The organism is Variovorax sp. PBL-H6 (assembly GCF_901827155.1).
Classification (GTDB): domain Bacteria; phylum Pseudomonadota; class Gammaproteobacteria; order Burkholderiales; family Burkholderiaceae_C; genus Variovorax.
This window is the reverse complement of the sequence record NZ_LR594659.1, coordinates 1,186,392-1,201,147: the sequence shown is the minus strand read 5'-3', so window position 1 is coordinate 1,201,147 and position 14,756 is coordinate 1,186,392. Positions and strand designations below refer to the sequence as shown.

Here is a 14,756-nt window from a genome sequence, read left to right as displayed (position 1 = left end):
AAGAACTGCTACAGCTGCCCCTGGCACAGGTACTTGATGTGCATGTAGTCGTCCAGGCCATGCACCGAGCCCTCGCGGCCGTAGCCCGACTCCTTCACGCCGCCGAAGGGCGCCGCCTCGGCGGCCAATGCGCCTTCGTTGATGCCGACGATGCCCGACTCCAGCGCCTCGGCGACGCGCCAGATGCGGCGCACGTCGTTCGAATAGAAGTAGGCCGCCAGGCCGAAGGGCGTGTCGTTGGCGGCGGCGATCACCTCGGCTTCGCTCTCGAAGCGCGTGACCGGCACCACCGGCCCGAAGGTCTCCTCGCAGCTGCATTCCATCCTGGCGTCGGCGTTCACCAGCACGGTCGGTGCGTAGTAGTGCGGGCCGTCGCAGGTCGCGGAGCGCAGCCGCTGGCCGCCGACCACGATGCGTGCGCCCTTGGCAACCGCGTCCTTCACATGGCGCTCGATCTTCTCGACTGCACGCGCGTTGATCATCGGGCCGATCTGCGAATCCGGCTGCGTCGCCGGGCCAACCTTCAACGCACCGACGCGCGTGGCGAGCTTGTCGACGAATGCGTCATGCACCTTCGCCTGCACGAACACGCGGTTCGGGCATACGCAGGTCTGCCCTCCATTGCGGAACTTGGCCGCCATCAAGCCTTCCACCGCGGCATCGAGGTCGGCATCCTCGAACACGATGAAGGGCGCATTGCCGCCCAGCTCGAGCGACAGCTTCTTCAGCGTATCGGCCGAGGCGCGCGCAAGGTGCTTGCCCACCGGCGTGGAACCGGTGAAGGTGATCTTGCGCACGCGCGCATCGGCCAGCCACGCGTCCACCACCCCGGGCGTGCGTTCGCGCGAGGCGGTCACGATGTTGAGCACGCCCGCCGGCACGCCGGCCTCCTGGGCCAGCTTGACCAGCGCAAGCGAGGTGAGCGGCGTGTCCTCGGCCGGCTTGCACACCACCGTGCAGCCAGCCGCCAGCGCCGGCGCGATCTTGCGCGCGATCATGGCAGCCGGAAAGTTCCACGGCGTGATCGCCGCCACCACGCCGACCGGCTCCTTCAGAGCGAGCATGCGGCGGCCCGTCACCGGCGCCGGAATCACCTCGCCGTTGGCGCGCGTGGCCTCCTCGGCAAACCACTCCACGTAACTCGCGGCATAGGCGACCTCGCCGCGTCCCTCGGCGAGCGGCTTGCCCTGTTCGCGCGAGATCAGGCGGGCCAGGTCTTCCTGATGCGCGAGCATGAGGTCGTTCCAGCGCTTGAGGATCTGCGCGCGTTGCTTCGCGGGCACGGCGCGCCAGGCCGGGAAGGCGGCGTGCGCCGCATCGACCGCGGCGCGCGCATCGGCAGCCGTGCCGTCGGGCACGCTGGCGAAGACGGCGTCGCTGGCGGGGTCGGTGACGTCGAGGCGGCGCTCGTCGCCGGCTTCGCGCCAGTCGGCGCCGATGAGTTGCAGGCCGGGCATCAGGTCCTGGCGTTCGAGGGTCAGTGTCATGGTTGGGAGTCGGAGTGGAAAAGGTTCAGCCCGCGGCAACGCGCTCGGCGATCGCAATGCCGATCTCGGTGGTCGAGGCCGTGCCGCCGAGGTCGCGCGAGCGCGGCCCTTCCCTCAGCACCGCCTCGATCGCGCCGAGGATCGCGTCATGTGCGGCGCGCCCTGCGCCCTGCCCCTGCGTGAGGAAATCCAGCATCAGCGCCCCCGACCAGATCATCGCGATCGGGTTGGCGATGTTCTGGCCGTAGATGTCGGGCGCCGAGCCGTGCACGGGCTCGAACAGCGAGGGGAACTTGCGGTCCGGGTTGAGGTTGGCCGACGGCGCGAGTCCGATGGTGCCGGTGGTCGCGGGGCCGAGGTCGGAGAGGATGTCGCCGAACAGGTTGCTCGCCACCACCACGTCGAAGCGCGTGGGCTGCAGCACGAAGCGCGCCGACAGGATGTCGATGTGCTGCTTGTCCATCTGCACCTCGGGATAGTCGCGACCGATGACGTCGGCGCGCCCGTCCCACCAGGGCATGCTGATCGCGATGCCGTTGCTCTTGGTCGCCACCGTCAGGCGCTTTCTCGGGCGCGCGTGGGCGAGCTCGTAGGCGTACTTCAGCACGCGGTCGGCGCCGTGGCGCGAGAACACCGATTCCTGGATCACGATCTCGCGCTCGGTCCCTTCGTACATCACGCCACCCAGCGAGGTGTACTCGCCCTCGGTGTTCTCGCGCACCACCAGGTAGTCGATGTCCCCGGGCTTGCGGCCGGCGAGGGGGCACGGCACGCCCTCGAACAGGCGCACCGGGCGCAAGTTGATGTACTGATCGAACTCGCGGCGGAACTTCAGGAGCGATCCCCAGAGCGAGACATGGTCCGGCACGGTGGCGGGCCAGCCGACCGCGCCGAAGTACAGCGCGTCGACGCCCTTCAGCTGCTGCTTCCAGTCGTCCGGCATCATCTGGCCGTGCTCGGCGTGGTAGTCGCAGCTCGCCCAGTCGATGGTGCGGCAGTCGAGCTCGAAACCGAAGCGCGCTGCCGCTGCCTGCACCACGCGCACGCCTTCGGGCATCACTTCCTTGCCGATGCCATCGCCGGCGATCAATGCGATGCGGAAGGTCGGTGTCATTTCGGTTCTGATCATCTTGCTGCCGCGGCAATGCGGTCCATGTCGTCCAGCCAGCCCTGGCGCAGCTCGGGCACCGAACGGGCGAGCAGTTCGTAATAGGGGTGGTGCGGCCCACGCTCGTAGTCGCAGCGCGCCACCTGCGCCAGCTTGCGGCCGTGCTGCATGACGACGATCTCGTCGCACACCGCGCGCACCGTGTGCAGGTCGTGGCTGATGAACAGGTAGGACACGCCGAGCTCGCGCCGGAGCTCGGCCATCAGGTCGAGCACTGCCGCGGCCACCACGGTGTCGAGCGCGGAGGTCACCTCGTCGCAGAGGATGAGGTCGGGGTCGGCCGCGAGTGCGCGCGCCAGGTTCACGCGCTGCTTCTGCCCGCCCGAGAGGCCGCCCGGCAAGCGGCCGGCGACGGATTGCGGCAGCTTCACCAGGTCCAGCAGCTCGCGGATGCGGCGTTTCAGCGGCTCGCCGCGCAAGCCCTTGTAGAACTCCAGCGGGCGCGCCAGGATGCGCTCGATGGACTGCGAAGGATTGAGCGCCGTGTCGGCCATCTGGAACACGATCTGGATGCGGCGCAGTTCATCGCGGTCGCGCTGCTGCAGCGTCGGCTTGAGCGCGTGCCCGCGGAACAGCACGCTGCCCTGGCTGGGCTTCAGGAGACCGGCCACCGCCCGCGCAAGCGTGGTCTTGCCGGAGCCCGACTCGCCGATCACGCCGATGGCCTGCCCGCGGTGCAGCTGGAGGTTGATGTCCTGCAGGATCGGCATGGCCGGGCGCCCCTGCGCATCCACCGGACCGTAGCCCGCCGAAAGCTGGCGTATGTCGAGCAGCAGCTCGGGGTCGTCGTTCGCTGCCTTGGCCGACGCACGCGGCACGGGGCGCGCGGCGGCCAGCAGGCACTTGGTGTAGTCGTCCACCGGTGCCGACAGGACCTGCCCGGTCGCGTTGAGCTCGCGCATCTTGCCGTCGCGCAGCACCAGGATGTGGTCGGCCATCTGCGCGACCACGGCCAGGTCGTGGCTCACGTACACCGCAGTGGCGCGGCGCTCGCGCACCACGCGGCGAAAGGCGCGCAGCACCTCGATCTGCGTGGTGACGTCGAGTGCGGTGGTCGGCTCGTCGAGGATGACGAGCTCGGGGTCGCCGATCAGCGCCATCGCCGCCATCAGCCGCTGCAGCTGGCCACCGGAGACCTGGTGCGGATAGCGGTCGCCGATGGTTTCCGGGTCGGGCAGCGCCAGCTCGCGGAACAGCTGCACCGCCTTCGCCTCGGCCTCCGAGCGCTTGCACAAGCCGTGGATCACGGTCGGTTCGACCACCTGGTCCATGATCGTGCGCGAGGGATTGAAGGAGGCGGCCGCGCTCTGCGCGATGTAGGAGACGGTGCGGCCGCGCAGCGCACGCTGCTGCGCCACGTCCAGCGCGAGCACGTCCGTGGCGCCGATCTGCACGCGCCCCGCCGAGATGCGGCAGCCGTGGCGGGCATAGCCCATCAGCGCCAGCGCGGTGGTGGTCTTGCCGGAGCCCGACTCGCCGATCAGCGCCAGCACCTCGCCGGGCTGCACGGAGAAGCTCAGGCTGTCGACCAGCGTGTTCGCCCCGGCGCAGATGCTGAGGCCCTGGACGGTGAGTGGTGCGCCCATCAGCGTGCTCCTCTTTCGCGGGCGGTGCGGCCCGGCAGGTTGTCGATGACGAGGTTGACTGCGATGGTCAGGCTCGCGATGGCCAGCGCCGGCACGATCACCGAAGCGCCGCCCATGGCCAGCGCGCCGATGTTCTCGCGCACCAGCGAGCCCCAGTCGGCCGCCGGCGGCTGGATGCCCAGGCCGAGGAAGCTCAGGCTCGCCAGCAGCAGCACCACGTACACGAAGCGCAGGCCCAGGTCGGCCAGCATCGGGCCCACGATGTTGGGCAGGATCTCGCGCAGCATGATGTAGAGCGTGCCTTCGCCGCGCGTGCGCGCCACCGTCACATAGTCGAGCGCATTGATGTTGACGGCGAGCGAGCGCGCCATGCGATAGGCGCCCGGCACGTAGATGATGCCGGCCGTGACCACCAGCATGGGCACCGAGGAGCCGAAGCCGGCCACCATGATCAGCGCAAACATCTTGCTGGGGATCGCGGTCAGCGTGTCGAGCCCGCGACTGAGCACCGCATCGGTCCAGCGCCCGCTGGCGGCGGCCAGCAGCGCCAGCGTGATGCCGGTGCCGCTCGCCAGCACGGTGGCCAGCAGCGCGACGCCGATCGTGTAGCGCGCGCCTTCGACGACGAGCGCCAGCATGTCGCGGCCAAGGAAGTCGGTACCCAGCCAGTGCGTTGCGCTGATCGGCGCGAAGACGTTCGAGGTGCCCGAGACCGCCGTGCCCTGCGAGAGGAGCCAGGGTCCGAGCAGCGCCGCGAGCAGCCAGAACAGCAGCACCGCGAGGCCGAGCAGTCCCGAGGGCCCGAAGCCGCCGAGCCAGCGCAGCGGGCCGCGCCTGCGTTCTTGTGGCGCCAGCGCCAGGGAAGCCGTGGCGCTCACGACCGTGGCAGAGGTGGACGTTTCCATGGTGCCTCCCCTCAACGGTGCCGAAGCCGTGGGTTGGCGAGGATGCCGCAGATGTCGGCCGTCGTCACCAGGATCAGGTAGGCGCAGCAGAAGATCATGGCGCAGGTCTGCACCAACGGCATGTCCCGCTGCGAGACGCCGTCGACCATCAGCTTTGCGATGCCGGGGTAGTTGAAGATGGTCTCCACGATGATCACGCCGCCCAGCAGGTACGACAGGCTCAGCGCCACCGCGTTGGCGATCGGGCCCACCGCATTGGGCAGCGCATGCGCCAGCACCATGCGCATCGGCGAGGCCCCCTTGAGCCGCACCATCTCGATGTAGGGCGCCTCGAGCTGGTCGATCACCGCGGCACGCGTCATGCGCATCATCTGCGCCACGATCACGCAGCACAGCACCAGCACCGGCATGGCGAAGGCACGCAGCATCTGCCCGATCGACTCGATGTCGTTGACGAAGGACAGCGCGGGCAGCCAGCGCAGCTGCACCGCGAACACCAGCACCGCCAATGTCGCCACCAGGAACTCCGGCACCGACACCACCCCGACCGCCGCAGTCGAGGCCGCACGGTCGAACCAAGAGCCGCGCCACACGGCCGAGGCGATACCGAGCGTGAGAGCGATCGGCACCGAGAACAGCGCCGTCACCGCCGCCAGCAGCAGCGAGTTGGGCAGGCGGCTGGCAACCAGCTCGGCCACCGGCATCTGCGTCGTTGATGAGCGGCCGGGATCGCCCTTCACCATGCCGAGCAGCCACTTGGCATAGCGCTCGGGCGCCGGCACATCCAGGCCCATCTGGGCGCGCAGCGCGGCGACCGTCTCGGGCGTCGCGTCCTGGCCGAGCTGTTCCTGCGCGGCATCGCCGGGCAGCACCGCAGTGATGGCGAAGACGACGACCGACACCGCCAGCAGCGACAGCAGCGCCAGCGCAATGCGCTGGGCGAGAAGCTTCAGGATCACGTGGTTCATCTCGGTGCTCCTTGAGGGGAGGCGAGCGGCTGGGCAGCCGTCATGCCTCCAGCCATACGTTCTCGGCAAAGTTGTAGCCCATGAGGCCGCCCAGCGGGATCGGCGACAGGCCCTTGAGCTTGGAGGTGTGGCCGTCGATGCTCGCGAGGAACAGCGGGATGCCGATGCCGGCGTCCTGGTGGATCATGGTCTGCATGTCGGCATACATCTGCTTGCGCCTGGCCAGGTCGGTCTCGGCGCGCGAGGCCAGCAGCAACTGGTCGAACTTCTCGCTCTTCCAGCGCGATTCGTTCCACGCCGCACCCGACTGGAAGAACTGGGTCAGCAGCACGTCGGCACTCGGGCGTGGGTTGACGTTGCCGAAGCCCACGTGGCTGTTGAGCCAGTGGTTCGACCAGTAGCCGTCGGCCGGCATGCGCTTGATGTCGAGCTCCAGTCCGGCGCGCTGCGCCGTCTGCTGCAGCAACAGGGCCATCTCCACCGAGTAGAGTGCCGCGGGCGACACCACCACCGGCACCTTGCCCGTGACGCCTGCCTTCTGCAGATGGAACTTCGCCTTGTCGAGGTCGAAGGGGCGCTGCGGCAGCCCGGCGAAGTAGAAGCGGTTGGTCGGGTCGATCGGCTGGTCGTTGCCGAGCACTGCGTAGTCGAGCGCGATGGTCTTCTTCATCTGCTCGCGGTCGAACAGGTGCTTGATCGCCAGCACGAACTCCGGGTTGGCGCCGGGCCCTACGTCCTTGCGCATCACGAGGTCGGAGTATTGGCCGGACTGGGTGGTGAAGATGGCGAAGCCGGGGGTTCCCTTCACGCGCTCGACCGAACGCGGATTGACCGAACCCACCAGGTCCATGCCGCCCGACAGCAGCGCGTTGACGCGTGCGCTCTCGTCGCCGATGCCCACGAATTCGATCTCGTCGAGGTAGGGCTTGCCCGGCTTCCAGTAGGCGTCGTTGCGCACCACCAGCGAGCGCACGCCCGGCTTGAATTCCTTGAGCTTGTAGGGGCCGGTGCCGATGCCGGCATTGAAATCGGTCGTGCCTTCCTTGACGATCTGGAAGTGGAAGGTGCCGAGGATGACCGGCAGGTCGGCATTCGGCGCGCTGAGCACGAAAGTCACCTCGTTCGGGCCCGTGGCCTTGACGCTTTCGATCTGGTCGGCGAGCACCTTGGCCTTGGAAGCGGTGGCCGGGTCCTTGTGGCGCATCACCGAGAACACGACATCGGCCGGCGAGAGCGCCTTGCCATCGTGGAACACCACACCCTTGCGCAGGGTGAAGACCCAGGTCTTGGCGTCCTTGGTGGTGAAGGACTCGGCCAGCGCGGGCTGCGGCGTCAGGCTGCCGTCCAGCGAGGTCAAGCCGTTGTAGACCATGTTGCAGCGCGAGTAGTCGGTCTGGTTCGACTGCTTGGCGGGATCGAGCGTGTCGGTGGCGGCGGCGGTGGCGCTGGCGACCCGGATGCGCCCGCCCTTTCTCGGGGTCTGCGCGTGGGCAGACATCGCGGCGCCAGCGATGCCTCCGGCCAGCGTGGCCTGCATGCCGCCGGCCATCAGCATCGCGAGGATGTCGCGACGCGTGGCGCCGCGCTTGAGCGACTCCATCACGCGAAGGCTTTCGCCGGGACCGACGAGCGTCTCGAAGCGAGTGTTGCTGGTGCTGTTCATGGGGTGTCTCCTCTTGGTGGGTCGATGATGAAGGGGCGCTCAGGCCAGCCGGTCCTTGAGCGTGTAGTACAGGCCAACCGCCGGCAGGAACCAGGGCGGGCCGAGGTGGCCGGGGATGGCGGGCCAGTCGTGGTCGCGCCATGGGTTGGCGCCCGCATCGCCCGCCATCACGGCCGCCATGCGCTGGCCCATGTGCACCGACATCTGCGTGCCGTGGCCGCTGTAGCCCATCGCGTAGTACAGGCCCTCGCGCTCGCCCGCATGCGGCAGGCGGTCCTGCGTGATGTCGACCAGGCCGCCCCAGCAGTAGTCCAGCCGCACGTTGCCGAGTTGCGGGAAGATCCGGGCGAGCCCTGCGCGCAGGATCTCGCCGCTGGCGGCATCCGATTGCGGGCTGGAGATCGCGAAGCGCGCGCGCCCGCCGAACACCAGGCGGTGGTCCGTGGTGAGCCGGAAATAGTGGTGGATGTTCGCGACCGTCACGTAGGTGCGCCGTGCCGCGAGCAGGGCTTGCGCGCGCTCGGCGCCCAGCGGCTCGGTGACCACGATGAAGCTGCCGATCGGCACGATGCGCCGGCGCAGCCAGCCGAAGCTGCCGTAGCCGCCGTGGCGCGTCGCGCCGGTGGCCAGCAGCACCTGTTGGGCAGTGACGGTGCCGCGCCCGGTGTGGAGCCGGTGCGCATGGCCCCGGTCCAGGCGCTCGATGCGCTGCACCCCGGTGCCGAGGTGGATCTGCGCGCCATTGCGCTCGGCCGCGTTCGCCAGGCCCTGGGCGAAGCGGCCCATGTGCATCTGGCCGCTGCGCCTGTAGAGCAGCCCTCCCTGGAAGTGGTCGCTCTGCACTTCGTCCCGCACGCGCGCCGCGTCGAGGATCTCGACATCGGTGTCGACACCATCGCCGATCAGGCGCTCGGCACTGCGTTCGAGCGCAGCCATCTGGCCCGGCCGCGTGGCGAGCTTGAGCTTGCCATTGCGCAGGAAGTCGCAGTCGATCGCTTCGTCGCGCACCAGCCGTTCCACCGTGTCGACCGCGTCGTCGTAGGCGCAGTACCAGGCGCGTGCGCGCTCGGCGCCGAACTTGGCAGCCACCTCGGCGTAATCCACGGCCAGCCCGTTGTTGACATGGCCGCCATTGCGCCCCGAGGCTTCGGCCGCGACACGCTCGCCGGCCTCGAATACCGCCACCTTGGCGCCGCGCCTGGCCAGGGCCAGCGCCGCAGACAGACCCGTGAAGCCGCCGCCGACGATCGCGACGTCGGCCTGCGCCGGGAGCTCGCGCGACTGCGCAGCGAAGGCGGGCGCCGAATCGGTCCAGTAGGAGTCGAGCTTCATGGCGTGGTGCGCTCGCAGAACTTCAGAGACCGACGACGCCCGGCAGGCCGCCGATGTCCTTGATCTCGACGTAGCGGTAGGCCGGATTGCCGGGGCCGTGACCGCGGTTGACGAACACCTTGTTGACGATGCCCAGGTCGTCCGCCGACATCAGGTCGTAGCGCAGGCTGGAGGACACGTGCAGCAAGTCTTCGGGGTTGCAGCCCAGAGAGTCGAGCATGTACTCGAAGGCCTTGAGCCGCGGCTTGTAGGCCTGCGCCTGCTGCGCGGTGTAGACGCGGTGGAAGGGCGCGCCGAGCAGCGCCACGTTCTTCTGGATCTGGTCGTCCGACGCGTTCGAGAGGATCACCAGCGGGATCTCCTTCGCGATCCTGGAGAGCCCGGCCGAGACGTCTGCATGCGGGGTCCAGGTCGGCACCGCGTCGTAGTATTTCTGCGCCTCGTGGTCGAGGTACTGGATCTTCCACTTCTTGCACAAGCGGCGCAACGAGTTCTTCAGCACCACTTCGTAGGGCTGCCAGTCGCCCAGCACTTCATCGAAGCGGTAGGCACTGAAGTCTGCGACGAACCGCTCCATCTGCTCGGCAGGGATACGGTCGGCGAACATGTCGCGAGCCAGGTCGCCCATGCGAAAGCGCGTGAGGGTGCCGTAGCAGTCGAAGGTGATGTACTTGGGACGAATGGTCATGATGGTCTCGGTTCCTTGGATGACAAACACAACAAGCTCAGTACGACGTGATTGCAGCATGCCGTCGCATCGAGGTTGTAGGGAAATGCGGCACGCGGCGCGCGGAAGCTGCGGTTTGGAGGGGGTGCCGCGGCATGCCGTGCGGTCTGCCCCTTGCGTGTGCAGCGACGCACCTCGGCGCGTCGCTGATGCGCACGCTTTTGAAGCGGCAGCGGCTGCGCCATGCTCAGGCCATGATCCATACCTTGCGCACGGTCTCGAGCGTGCGCCAGGTGCCGGTGTAGCCGGGCTTCATGATGAAGCAGTCCCCGGACCTGTAGGTCACCGGAGGCTGCCCCTCCTCGGTGAGTTCGACCACGCCGGACAGGATCAGGCAGAACTCCCAGGTCTCGCCCTTGATGGAGCGGTTGACGCCGGGTGTCGACTCCCAGACGCCGGCACGCACCTTGTCGTCCTTGGCGCTGTCGATGTCCCAGTTGCGGCACACGATGTCGCCTTCGATGACGCGTTCGGCCGGCGGCCGGTATTCGCGCGGGATGCCGAGTTGGTCGAAGTTGAAGTTGATAAGCAGATTCTTTGACATGGAGAATGAACTCTCAGGAGGGGTGGAACACGGCACTGATGCTAGGTTTGTGTGTCGTCGCGTGGGTGCCGAAACCGGCGTCGAAAACAGCGGCAAATGCGCGATTGGCTGGCGCCAAAGCGCAATCTGCTTGCCCGGCTCTCCGCATCGGGATTGCCCGGGCCGATTGCAGAAGAGGGATGGCAGTCGTTGCCTGGAGACTCGCGGCATATAGATGCGTAAGCAGGCCCGTCGCCGCAGCGAATTGCAAAACAGGCACGCCTTGCAGGCGAAGCTTGCGAGTTGACTGGGAGCGCGCATCAGGTCTGGTGCGAGCCGTCGAAGTCGTCCAAGATGAAGGCGTCTTCCTTCGCAGAAAGAGCCTCTTCAATGCCTGATCGCACCCTGGATGCACCTACCGCAGACGGCGTGGTGCTGAGACCGATGACGACCGACGACTTGCCGTTTGCGCACGCACTGTCGGCGCAGATGCGCTGGCCGCACCGCCCGGCGGACTTCGCGCAGTCGTTCTCGCATGCCGAAGGGATCGTTGTCGAGTCCGACGGCGAAATCGTTGGCACCGCGCAGCGCTGGCGCTGGGGCGCGCGCCACGCCACCATCGGCCTCGTGATCGTGGCGCCCGCCTGCCAGGGGCGACGCATCGGCCACCGGTTGATGAGCGCGCTGCTCGAAGGTCTCGACGAACACACCGTGCTGCTGCACGCCACTCCCGAAGGCCGCGCACTGTACGAGCGGCTGGGCTTCGTGCGCACCGGCGAGCTGCGCCAGCACCAGGGGATTGCGCAACCCGCGCCCCTGGTCGCGCTGCGCCCGGGCTGGCGCCTGCGGCCCGCGGGCCTGAACGAGGCATCGGCGCTGCAGGCGCTCGACGCTGCCGCGCGCGGCATGCCGCGCGATGCACTCATTGCCGACCTGCTCGGCAGCGCCGATGCTTGCGTGGTGCTCGACCAGGACAATGCGCCGCGCGGCTTCGCCATGCTGCGCCGTTTCGGTCGCGGGCACGCGATCGGCCCCGTCGTCGCACCCGATGCCCAAGGCGCGAAGGCGATGATCGCGCACCTCGTCAGCCAGAACGCAGGGCATTTCACGCGCATCGACATCGACGTCGCGAGCGGGCTGGCCGAATGGCTCGAGGGCAGCGGCCTGCCGGGCGTGGATGCGCCGACGACGATGGTGCGCGGCACGCCGCTCGCCGTGACGCCGGAGGGCCCGGCCCTGTTCGCCATCGTGACCCAGGCCATGGGCTGAAGGGGCAGGCGAAATGGGCACCACGACCTTCCTTTACAAATCCGACCCGGTGCGCGGCCGCCAGTGGGCCGAGGTGTTTCGGCGCCGGGCGCCGGAGATCGACTTCCGCATCTGGCCCGACATCGGCGACGCAGCGCGTGTGCGCTTCCTCGCGGCCTGGGAGCCGCCGGAGGCGCTGGGCTCGCGCTTTCCCAACCTCGAGGTGTTGTTTTCCTCGGGCGCTGGCGTCGACCAGTTCGACTTTGCCGCGCTGCCCCCCGCGTTGCCCGTGGTGCGCATGGTGGAGCCCGGCATCGTGCAGGGCATGGTCGAGTACGTGACGCATGCGGTGCTCGGACTGCATCGCGACATGCCGCGCTACCGGCGCCAGCAGCAGCAGGGCCAGTGGCGCCCCTTGCCCGTGCGGCCGGCCGGGGAGCGGCGCGTGGGCGTGCTGGGGCTCGGCTCGCTTGGGCAGGCGGTGCTGGCGCAACTGGTGAGCCTGGGCTTCGACTGCGCGGGATGGAGCCGCTCGCGGCACGCGGTCGACAGCGTGCAGTGCCATGCGGGCACCGACGAATTGCCCGCTTTCCTCGCGCGCACCGAGATCCTCGTGTGCCTGCTGCCACTGACCGATTCAACGCGCGGCTTCCTCGATGCGCGGCTGTTCTCGATGTTGCCTTCCGGCGCAGCGCTGGTCCATGTCGGCAGGGGGCCGCAACTGGTCGACGCAGACCTGCTGGCCGCACTGGCCTGCGGCCAGATCGGCGATGCCGTGCTCGATGTGACCGACCCCGAGCCGCTGCCGCCGGCGCATGCCTTCTGGCGCCATCCCAACATCCAGCTCACACCGCACATCGCGAGCGTGACGCAGCCGTTGAGCGCGGCGGAGGTGGTCCTGGACAACCTGCGGCGCTTCGAGGACGGCGAGCCGATGATCGGGCTCGTCGATCGCGCGCGGGGGTATTGAGGCCCTTCATGCACGACGGCAGGATCTGCTGTCGCGACGCGCACAACCGCAGCCTGCTTCGCACGAGACCCTCAATGCAGCACCCCGATGAGGGACGCGCGGCCTAAGCTTTGGACATCCAACGGCTCGACCAACGCCCCTCATGACACACCCCAATGCATTGCCCAACAAGGCCGCGCTCGACGCGATCGACCGCGCCCATCTCATCCACCCTGTCTCGCCCTGGCGCGTGCACGAGGAGCGCGGCCCCACCGTGCTCGCCTCGGGCCGCGGCGCCTGGCTGACCGACGCCAACGGCCATGAACTGCTCGACGCCTTCGCAGGCCTGTGGTGCGTGAACGTGGGCTATGGGCAAGAGAGCGTGGTGCAGGCCGCGGCCGAGCAGATGCGTCGGCTGCCGTATGCCACGGGCTACTTCCATTTCAGCAGCGAGCCTGCCATCCGCCTGGCGGAGAAGCTGGTCCAGATCACACCCGCCTCGCTGACCCGCGTGTACCTCACGCTGGGCGGCTCCGACTCGGTCGATGCCGCGGTGCGCTTCATCGTGCAGTACTACAACGCGATCGGCAAACCGTCGAAGAAGCATTTCATCGCGCTGGAGCGCGGCTATCACGGCTCGTCGTCCACCGGCGCGGGGCTCACGGCGCTGCCGGCCTTCCATCGTGGGTTCGACCTGCCGCTGGCCACGCAGCACTACATCCCCTCGCCCAACCCGTACCGCCAGGCCGACGGCGCCGATGCGCAGGCGCTGATCGCGGGCTCGGTGGCGTCGCTGCGGGCCAAGGTCGCGGAGCTCGGCGCGCACAACGTGGCGGCCTTCTTCTGCGAGCCGATCCAGGGCTCCGGCGGCGTGATCGTGCCGCCCAAGGGCTGGCTCAAGGCGATGCGCGAGGCCGCGCGCGAGTTGGACATCCTCTTCGTGGTGGACGAGGTCATCACGGGCTTCGGCCGCACCGGCCCCATGTTCGCGTGCGGCGCCGAAGGTGTGGAGCCTGACCTCATGACCGTGGCCAAGGGCCTGACCGCGGGCTATGCGCCGATGGGCGCGACGCTGATGTCGGAGCAGGTCTATGCAGGAATTGCCGACGGTGCGCCGGCCGGCGCATCGATCGGCCACGGCGCCACGTATTCGGCGCACCCGGTGAGCGCCGCGGTCGCCCTCGAGGTGCTGCGGCTGTACGAGGAAGGCGGCGTCCTCGCCAACGGCCAGCGCGGCGCCGTGCATTTCGCGGCCGGACTCGACGCGCTGCATGCGCACCCGCTGGTGGGCGATGCGCGCCACCGCGGCCTGCTCGGCGCGCTTGAGCTGGTGAGCGACAAGGCGAGCAAGCGCGGCTTCGACGCGTCGCTCGGGTTGTCGGACCGCATCTTCGCGGCGGGCTACCGCAACGGCCTGGTGTTCAGATCCTTCGCGGACCACATTCTCGGATTCGCGCCGGCGCTCACCTTCACCGAGGACGAGTTCGCGCAGATGTTCGTGCGGCTGCGCAAGACGCTCGACGAGGTGCTCCAGGCACCCGACGTTCGCGCTGCGCTGGCGGGCTGAGGAGGACAAGGGAGAACACTGGACTCGGCGCGCCACGGCAGACGCAGAATCGAGTTCTCCGCGTTCATCGGCACCACCCATGTCAGAAGCATTCAAGATCGACCGACTCGACCTGCGCATCCTCGCCCAGCTGCAGAAGAACGGCCGCATGACCAACGTGGACCTCGCCGATGCGGTGGGCCTGTCGCCCAGCCCCTGCCTGATTCGCGTCAAGCGGCTGGAGCAGGCCGGCTACATCGCCGGCTACGGCGCGCACCTGCGGCTGGAGAAGCTGGGCGACACGCTGACCGTGTTCACCGAGGTGACGCTGCAGGATCACCATCGCGAGGACTTCGTGCGCTTCGAGGCCGCGATCCGCGACGTCGACGAGGTGCTCGAATGCCATCTGGTGAGCGGGGGCTACGACTACCTGCTGCGCTTCCTCACGCGCGGCGTCAACCACTACCAGGAAGTGGTCGAGGAGCTGCTCGAACGCAACATCGGCATCGCGAAGTACTTCAGCTACATCGTGATCAAGTCGCCCTTCATCAAGACGCACTGCCCGATCGAAAAGCTGTTCCCCAACCCGCGGTGACGGGGAGCAAGTTCACCCCGGTGATGCTCATGCATCGGCTTGAAGGCCGAGGTGGAGGT

Annotated in this window: 13 protein-coding genes; 4 read left to right on the top strand and 9 right to left on the bottom strand. The window is 68.5% G+C overall.

Annotation, left to right across the window (positions count from 1 at the left end; genetic code table 11):
• Positions 1-8: 8 nt before the first annotated feature.
• From G3W89_RS05745 to G3W89_RS05705, 9 genes are all read right to left on the bottom strand, one after another.
• Positions 9-1,487 carry an NAD-dependent succinate-semialdehyde dehydrogenase gene (locus G3W89_RS05745; protein WP_162573186.1) on the bottom strand — a complete coding sequence of 493 codons (1,479 nt, stop codon included), beginning with the start codon at positions 1,485-1,487 and terminating at the stop codon, positions 9-11.
• 25 nt (positions 1,488-1,512) lie between these two features.
• Complete coding sequence (locus G3W89_RS05740; protein ID WP_162577343.1) at positions 1,513-2,601, bottom strand: tartrate dehydrogenase; 1,089 nt, start codon at positions 2,599-2,601, stop codon at positions 1,513-1,515.
• A gap of 11 nt (positions 2,602-2,612) precedes the next feature.
• Positions 2,613-4,241 (bottom strand): ABC transporter ATP-binding protein, encoded by a 1,629-nt coding sequence (locus G3W89_RS05735; protein WP_162573185.1) that lies wholly within the window; start codon positions 4,239-4,241, stop codon positions 2,613-2,615.
• A complete protein-coding gene (locus tag G3W89_RS05730; RefSeq protein ID WP_162573184.1) occupies positions 4,241-5,146 on the bottom strand; it encodes an ABC transporter permease in 906 nt (301 codons plus the stop codon). The genes G3W89_RS05735 and G3W89_RS05730 overlap by 1 nt, the downstream gene beginning before the upstream one ends.
• Before the next feature lie 11 nt (positions 5,147-5,157).
• Complete coding sequence (locus G3W89_RS05725) at positions 5,158-6,114, bottom strand: ABC transporter permease (protein ID WP_162573183.1); 957 nt, start codon at positions 6,112-6,114, stop codon at positions 5,158-5,160.
• A gap of 40 nt (positions 6,115-6,154) precedes the next feature.
• Complete coding sequence (locus tag G3W89_RS05720; RefSeq protein ID WP_162573182.1) at positions 6,155-7,777, bottom strand: ABC transporter substrate-binding protein; 1,623 nt, start codon at positions 7,775-7,777, stop codon at positions 6,155-6,157.
• Between the two features lie 39 nt (positions 7,778-7,816).
• Complete coding sequence (locus G3W89_RS05715) at positions 7,817-9,109, bottom strand: NAD(P)/FAD-dependent oxidoreductase (protein WP_162573181.1); 1,293 nt, start codon at positions 9,107-9,109, stop codon at positions 7,817-7,819.
• A 22-nt stretch (positions 9,110-9,131) separates the two neighbouring features.
• Positions 9,132-9,797 carry a haloacid dehalogenase type II gene (locus G3W89_RS05710; RefSeq protein WP_162573180.1) on the bottom strand — a complete coding sequence of 222 codons (666 nt, stop codon included), beginning with the start codon at positions 9,795-9,797 and terminating at the stop codon, positions 9,132-9,134.
• A gap of 226 nt (positions 9,798-10,023) precedes the next feature.
• Positions 10,024-10,380: a cupin domain-containing protein gene (locus G3W89_RS05705; protein ID WP_162573179.1), complete on the bottom strand. Its 357-nt coding sequence runs from the start codon at positions 10,378-10,380 to the stop codon at positions 10,024-10,026.
• 369 nt (positions 10,381-10,749) lie between these two features.
• Here G3W89_RS05705 and G3W89_RS05700 point away from each other — a divergent pair, with 369 nt between their 5' ends.
• The 4 genes from G3W89_RS05700 to G3W89_RS05685 all read left to right on the top strand — a co-directional run bounded on the left by G3W89_RS05700 (position 10,750) and on the right by G3W89_RS05685 (position 14,697).
• Positions 10,750-11,628: a GNAT family N-acetyltransferase gene (locus G3W89_RS05700; protein ID WP_162573178.1), complete on the top strand. Its 879-nt coding sequence runs from the start codon at positions 10,750-10,752 to the stop codon at positions 11,626-11,628.
• Between the two features lie 13 nt (positions 11,629-11,641).
• Positions 11,642-12,577 (top strand): 2-hydroxyacid dehydrogenase, encoded by a 936-nt coding sequence (locus G3W89_RS05695; protein WP_162573177.1) that lies wholly within the window; start codon positions 11,642-11,644, stop codon positions 12,575-12,577.
• A gap of 142 nt (positions 12,578-12,719) precedes the next feature.
• Positions 12,720-14,123: an aspartate aminotransferase family protein gene (locus tag G3W89_RS05690; protein ID WP_162573176.1), complete on the top strand. Its 1,404-nt coding sequence runs from the start codon at positions 12,720-12,722 to the stop codon at positions 14,121-14,123.
• Positions 14,124-14,202: 79 nt separating this feature from the next.
• Positions 14,203-14,697: an Lrp/AsnC family transcriptional regulator gene (locus G3W89_RS05685; protein ID WP_162573175.1), complete on the top strand. Its 495-nt coding sequence runs from the start codon at positions 14,203-14,205 to the stop codon at positions 14,695-14,697.
• The last annotated feature ends 59 nt before the right edge of the window (positions 14,698-14,756 follow it).

Coding starts and splice junctions, on each gene's coding strand:
- G3W89_RS05690 (WP_162573176.1), top strand. CDS start 12,720: ATGACACACCCCAATGCATTGCCCAACAAGGCCGCGCTCGACGCGATC.
- G3W89_RS05705 (WP_162573179.1), bottom strand. CDS start 10,380: ATGTCAAAGAATCTGCTTATCAACTTCAACTTCGACCAACTCGGCATC.
- G3W89_RS05695 (WP_162573177.1), top strand. CDS start 11,642: ATGGGCACCACGACCTTCCTTTACAAATCCGACCCGGTGCGCGGCCGC.
- G3W89_RS05735 (WP_162573185.1), bottom strand. CDS start 4,241: ATGGGCGCACCACTCACCGTCCAGGGCCTCAGCATCTGCGCCGGGGCG.
- G3W89_RS05740 (WP_162577343.1), bottom strand. CDS start 2,601: ATGACACCGACCTTCCGCATCGCATTGATCGCCGGCGATGGCATCGGC.
- G3W89_RS05710 (WP_162573180.1), bottom strand. CDS start 9,797: ATGACCATTCGTCCCAAGTACATCACCTTCGACTGCTACGGCACCCTC.
- G3W89_RS05715 (WP_162573181.1), bottom strand. CDS start 9,109: ATGAAGCTCGACTCCTACTGGACCGATTCGGCGCCCGCCTTCGCTGCG.
- G3W89_RS05685 (WP_162573175.1), top strand. CDS start 14,203: ATGTCAGAAGCATTCAAGATCGACCGACTCGACCTGCGCATCCTCGCC.
- G3W89_RS05730 (WP_162573184.1), bottom strand. CDS start 5,146: ATGGAAACGTCCACCTCTGCCACGGTCGTGAGCGCCACGGCTTCCCTG.
- G3W89_RS05700 (WP_162573178.1), top strand. CDS start 10,750: ATGCCTGATCGCACCCTGGATGCACCTACCGCAGACGGCGTGGTGCTG.
- G3W89_RS05720 (WP_162573182.1), bottom strand. CDS start 7,777: ATGAACAGCACCAGCAACACTCGCTTCGAGACGCTCGTCGGTCCCGGC.
- G3W89_RS05745 (WP_162573186.1), bottom strand. CDS start 1,487: ATGACACTGACCCTCGAACGCCAGGACCTGATGCCCGGCCTGCAACTC.
- G3W89_RS05725 (WP_162573183.1), bottom strand. CDS start 6,114: ATGAACCACGTGATCCTGAAGCTTCTCGCCCAGCGCATTGCGCTGGCG.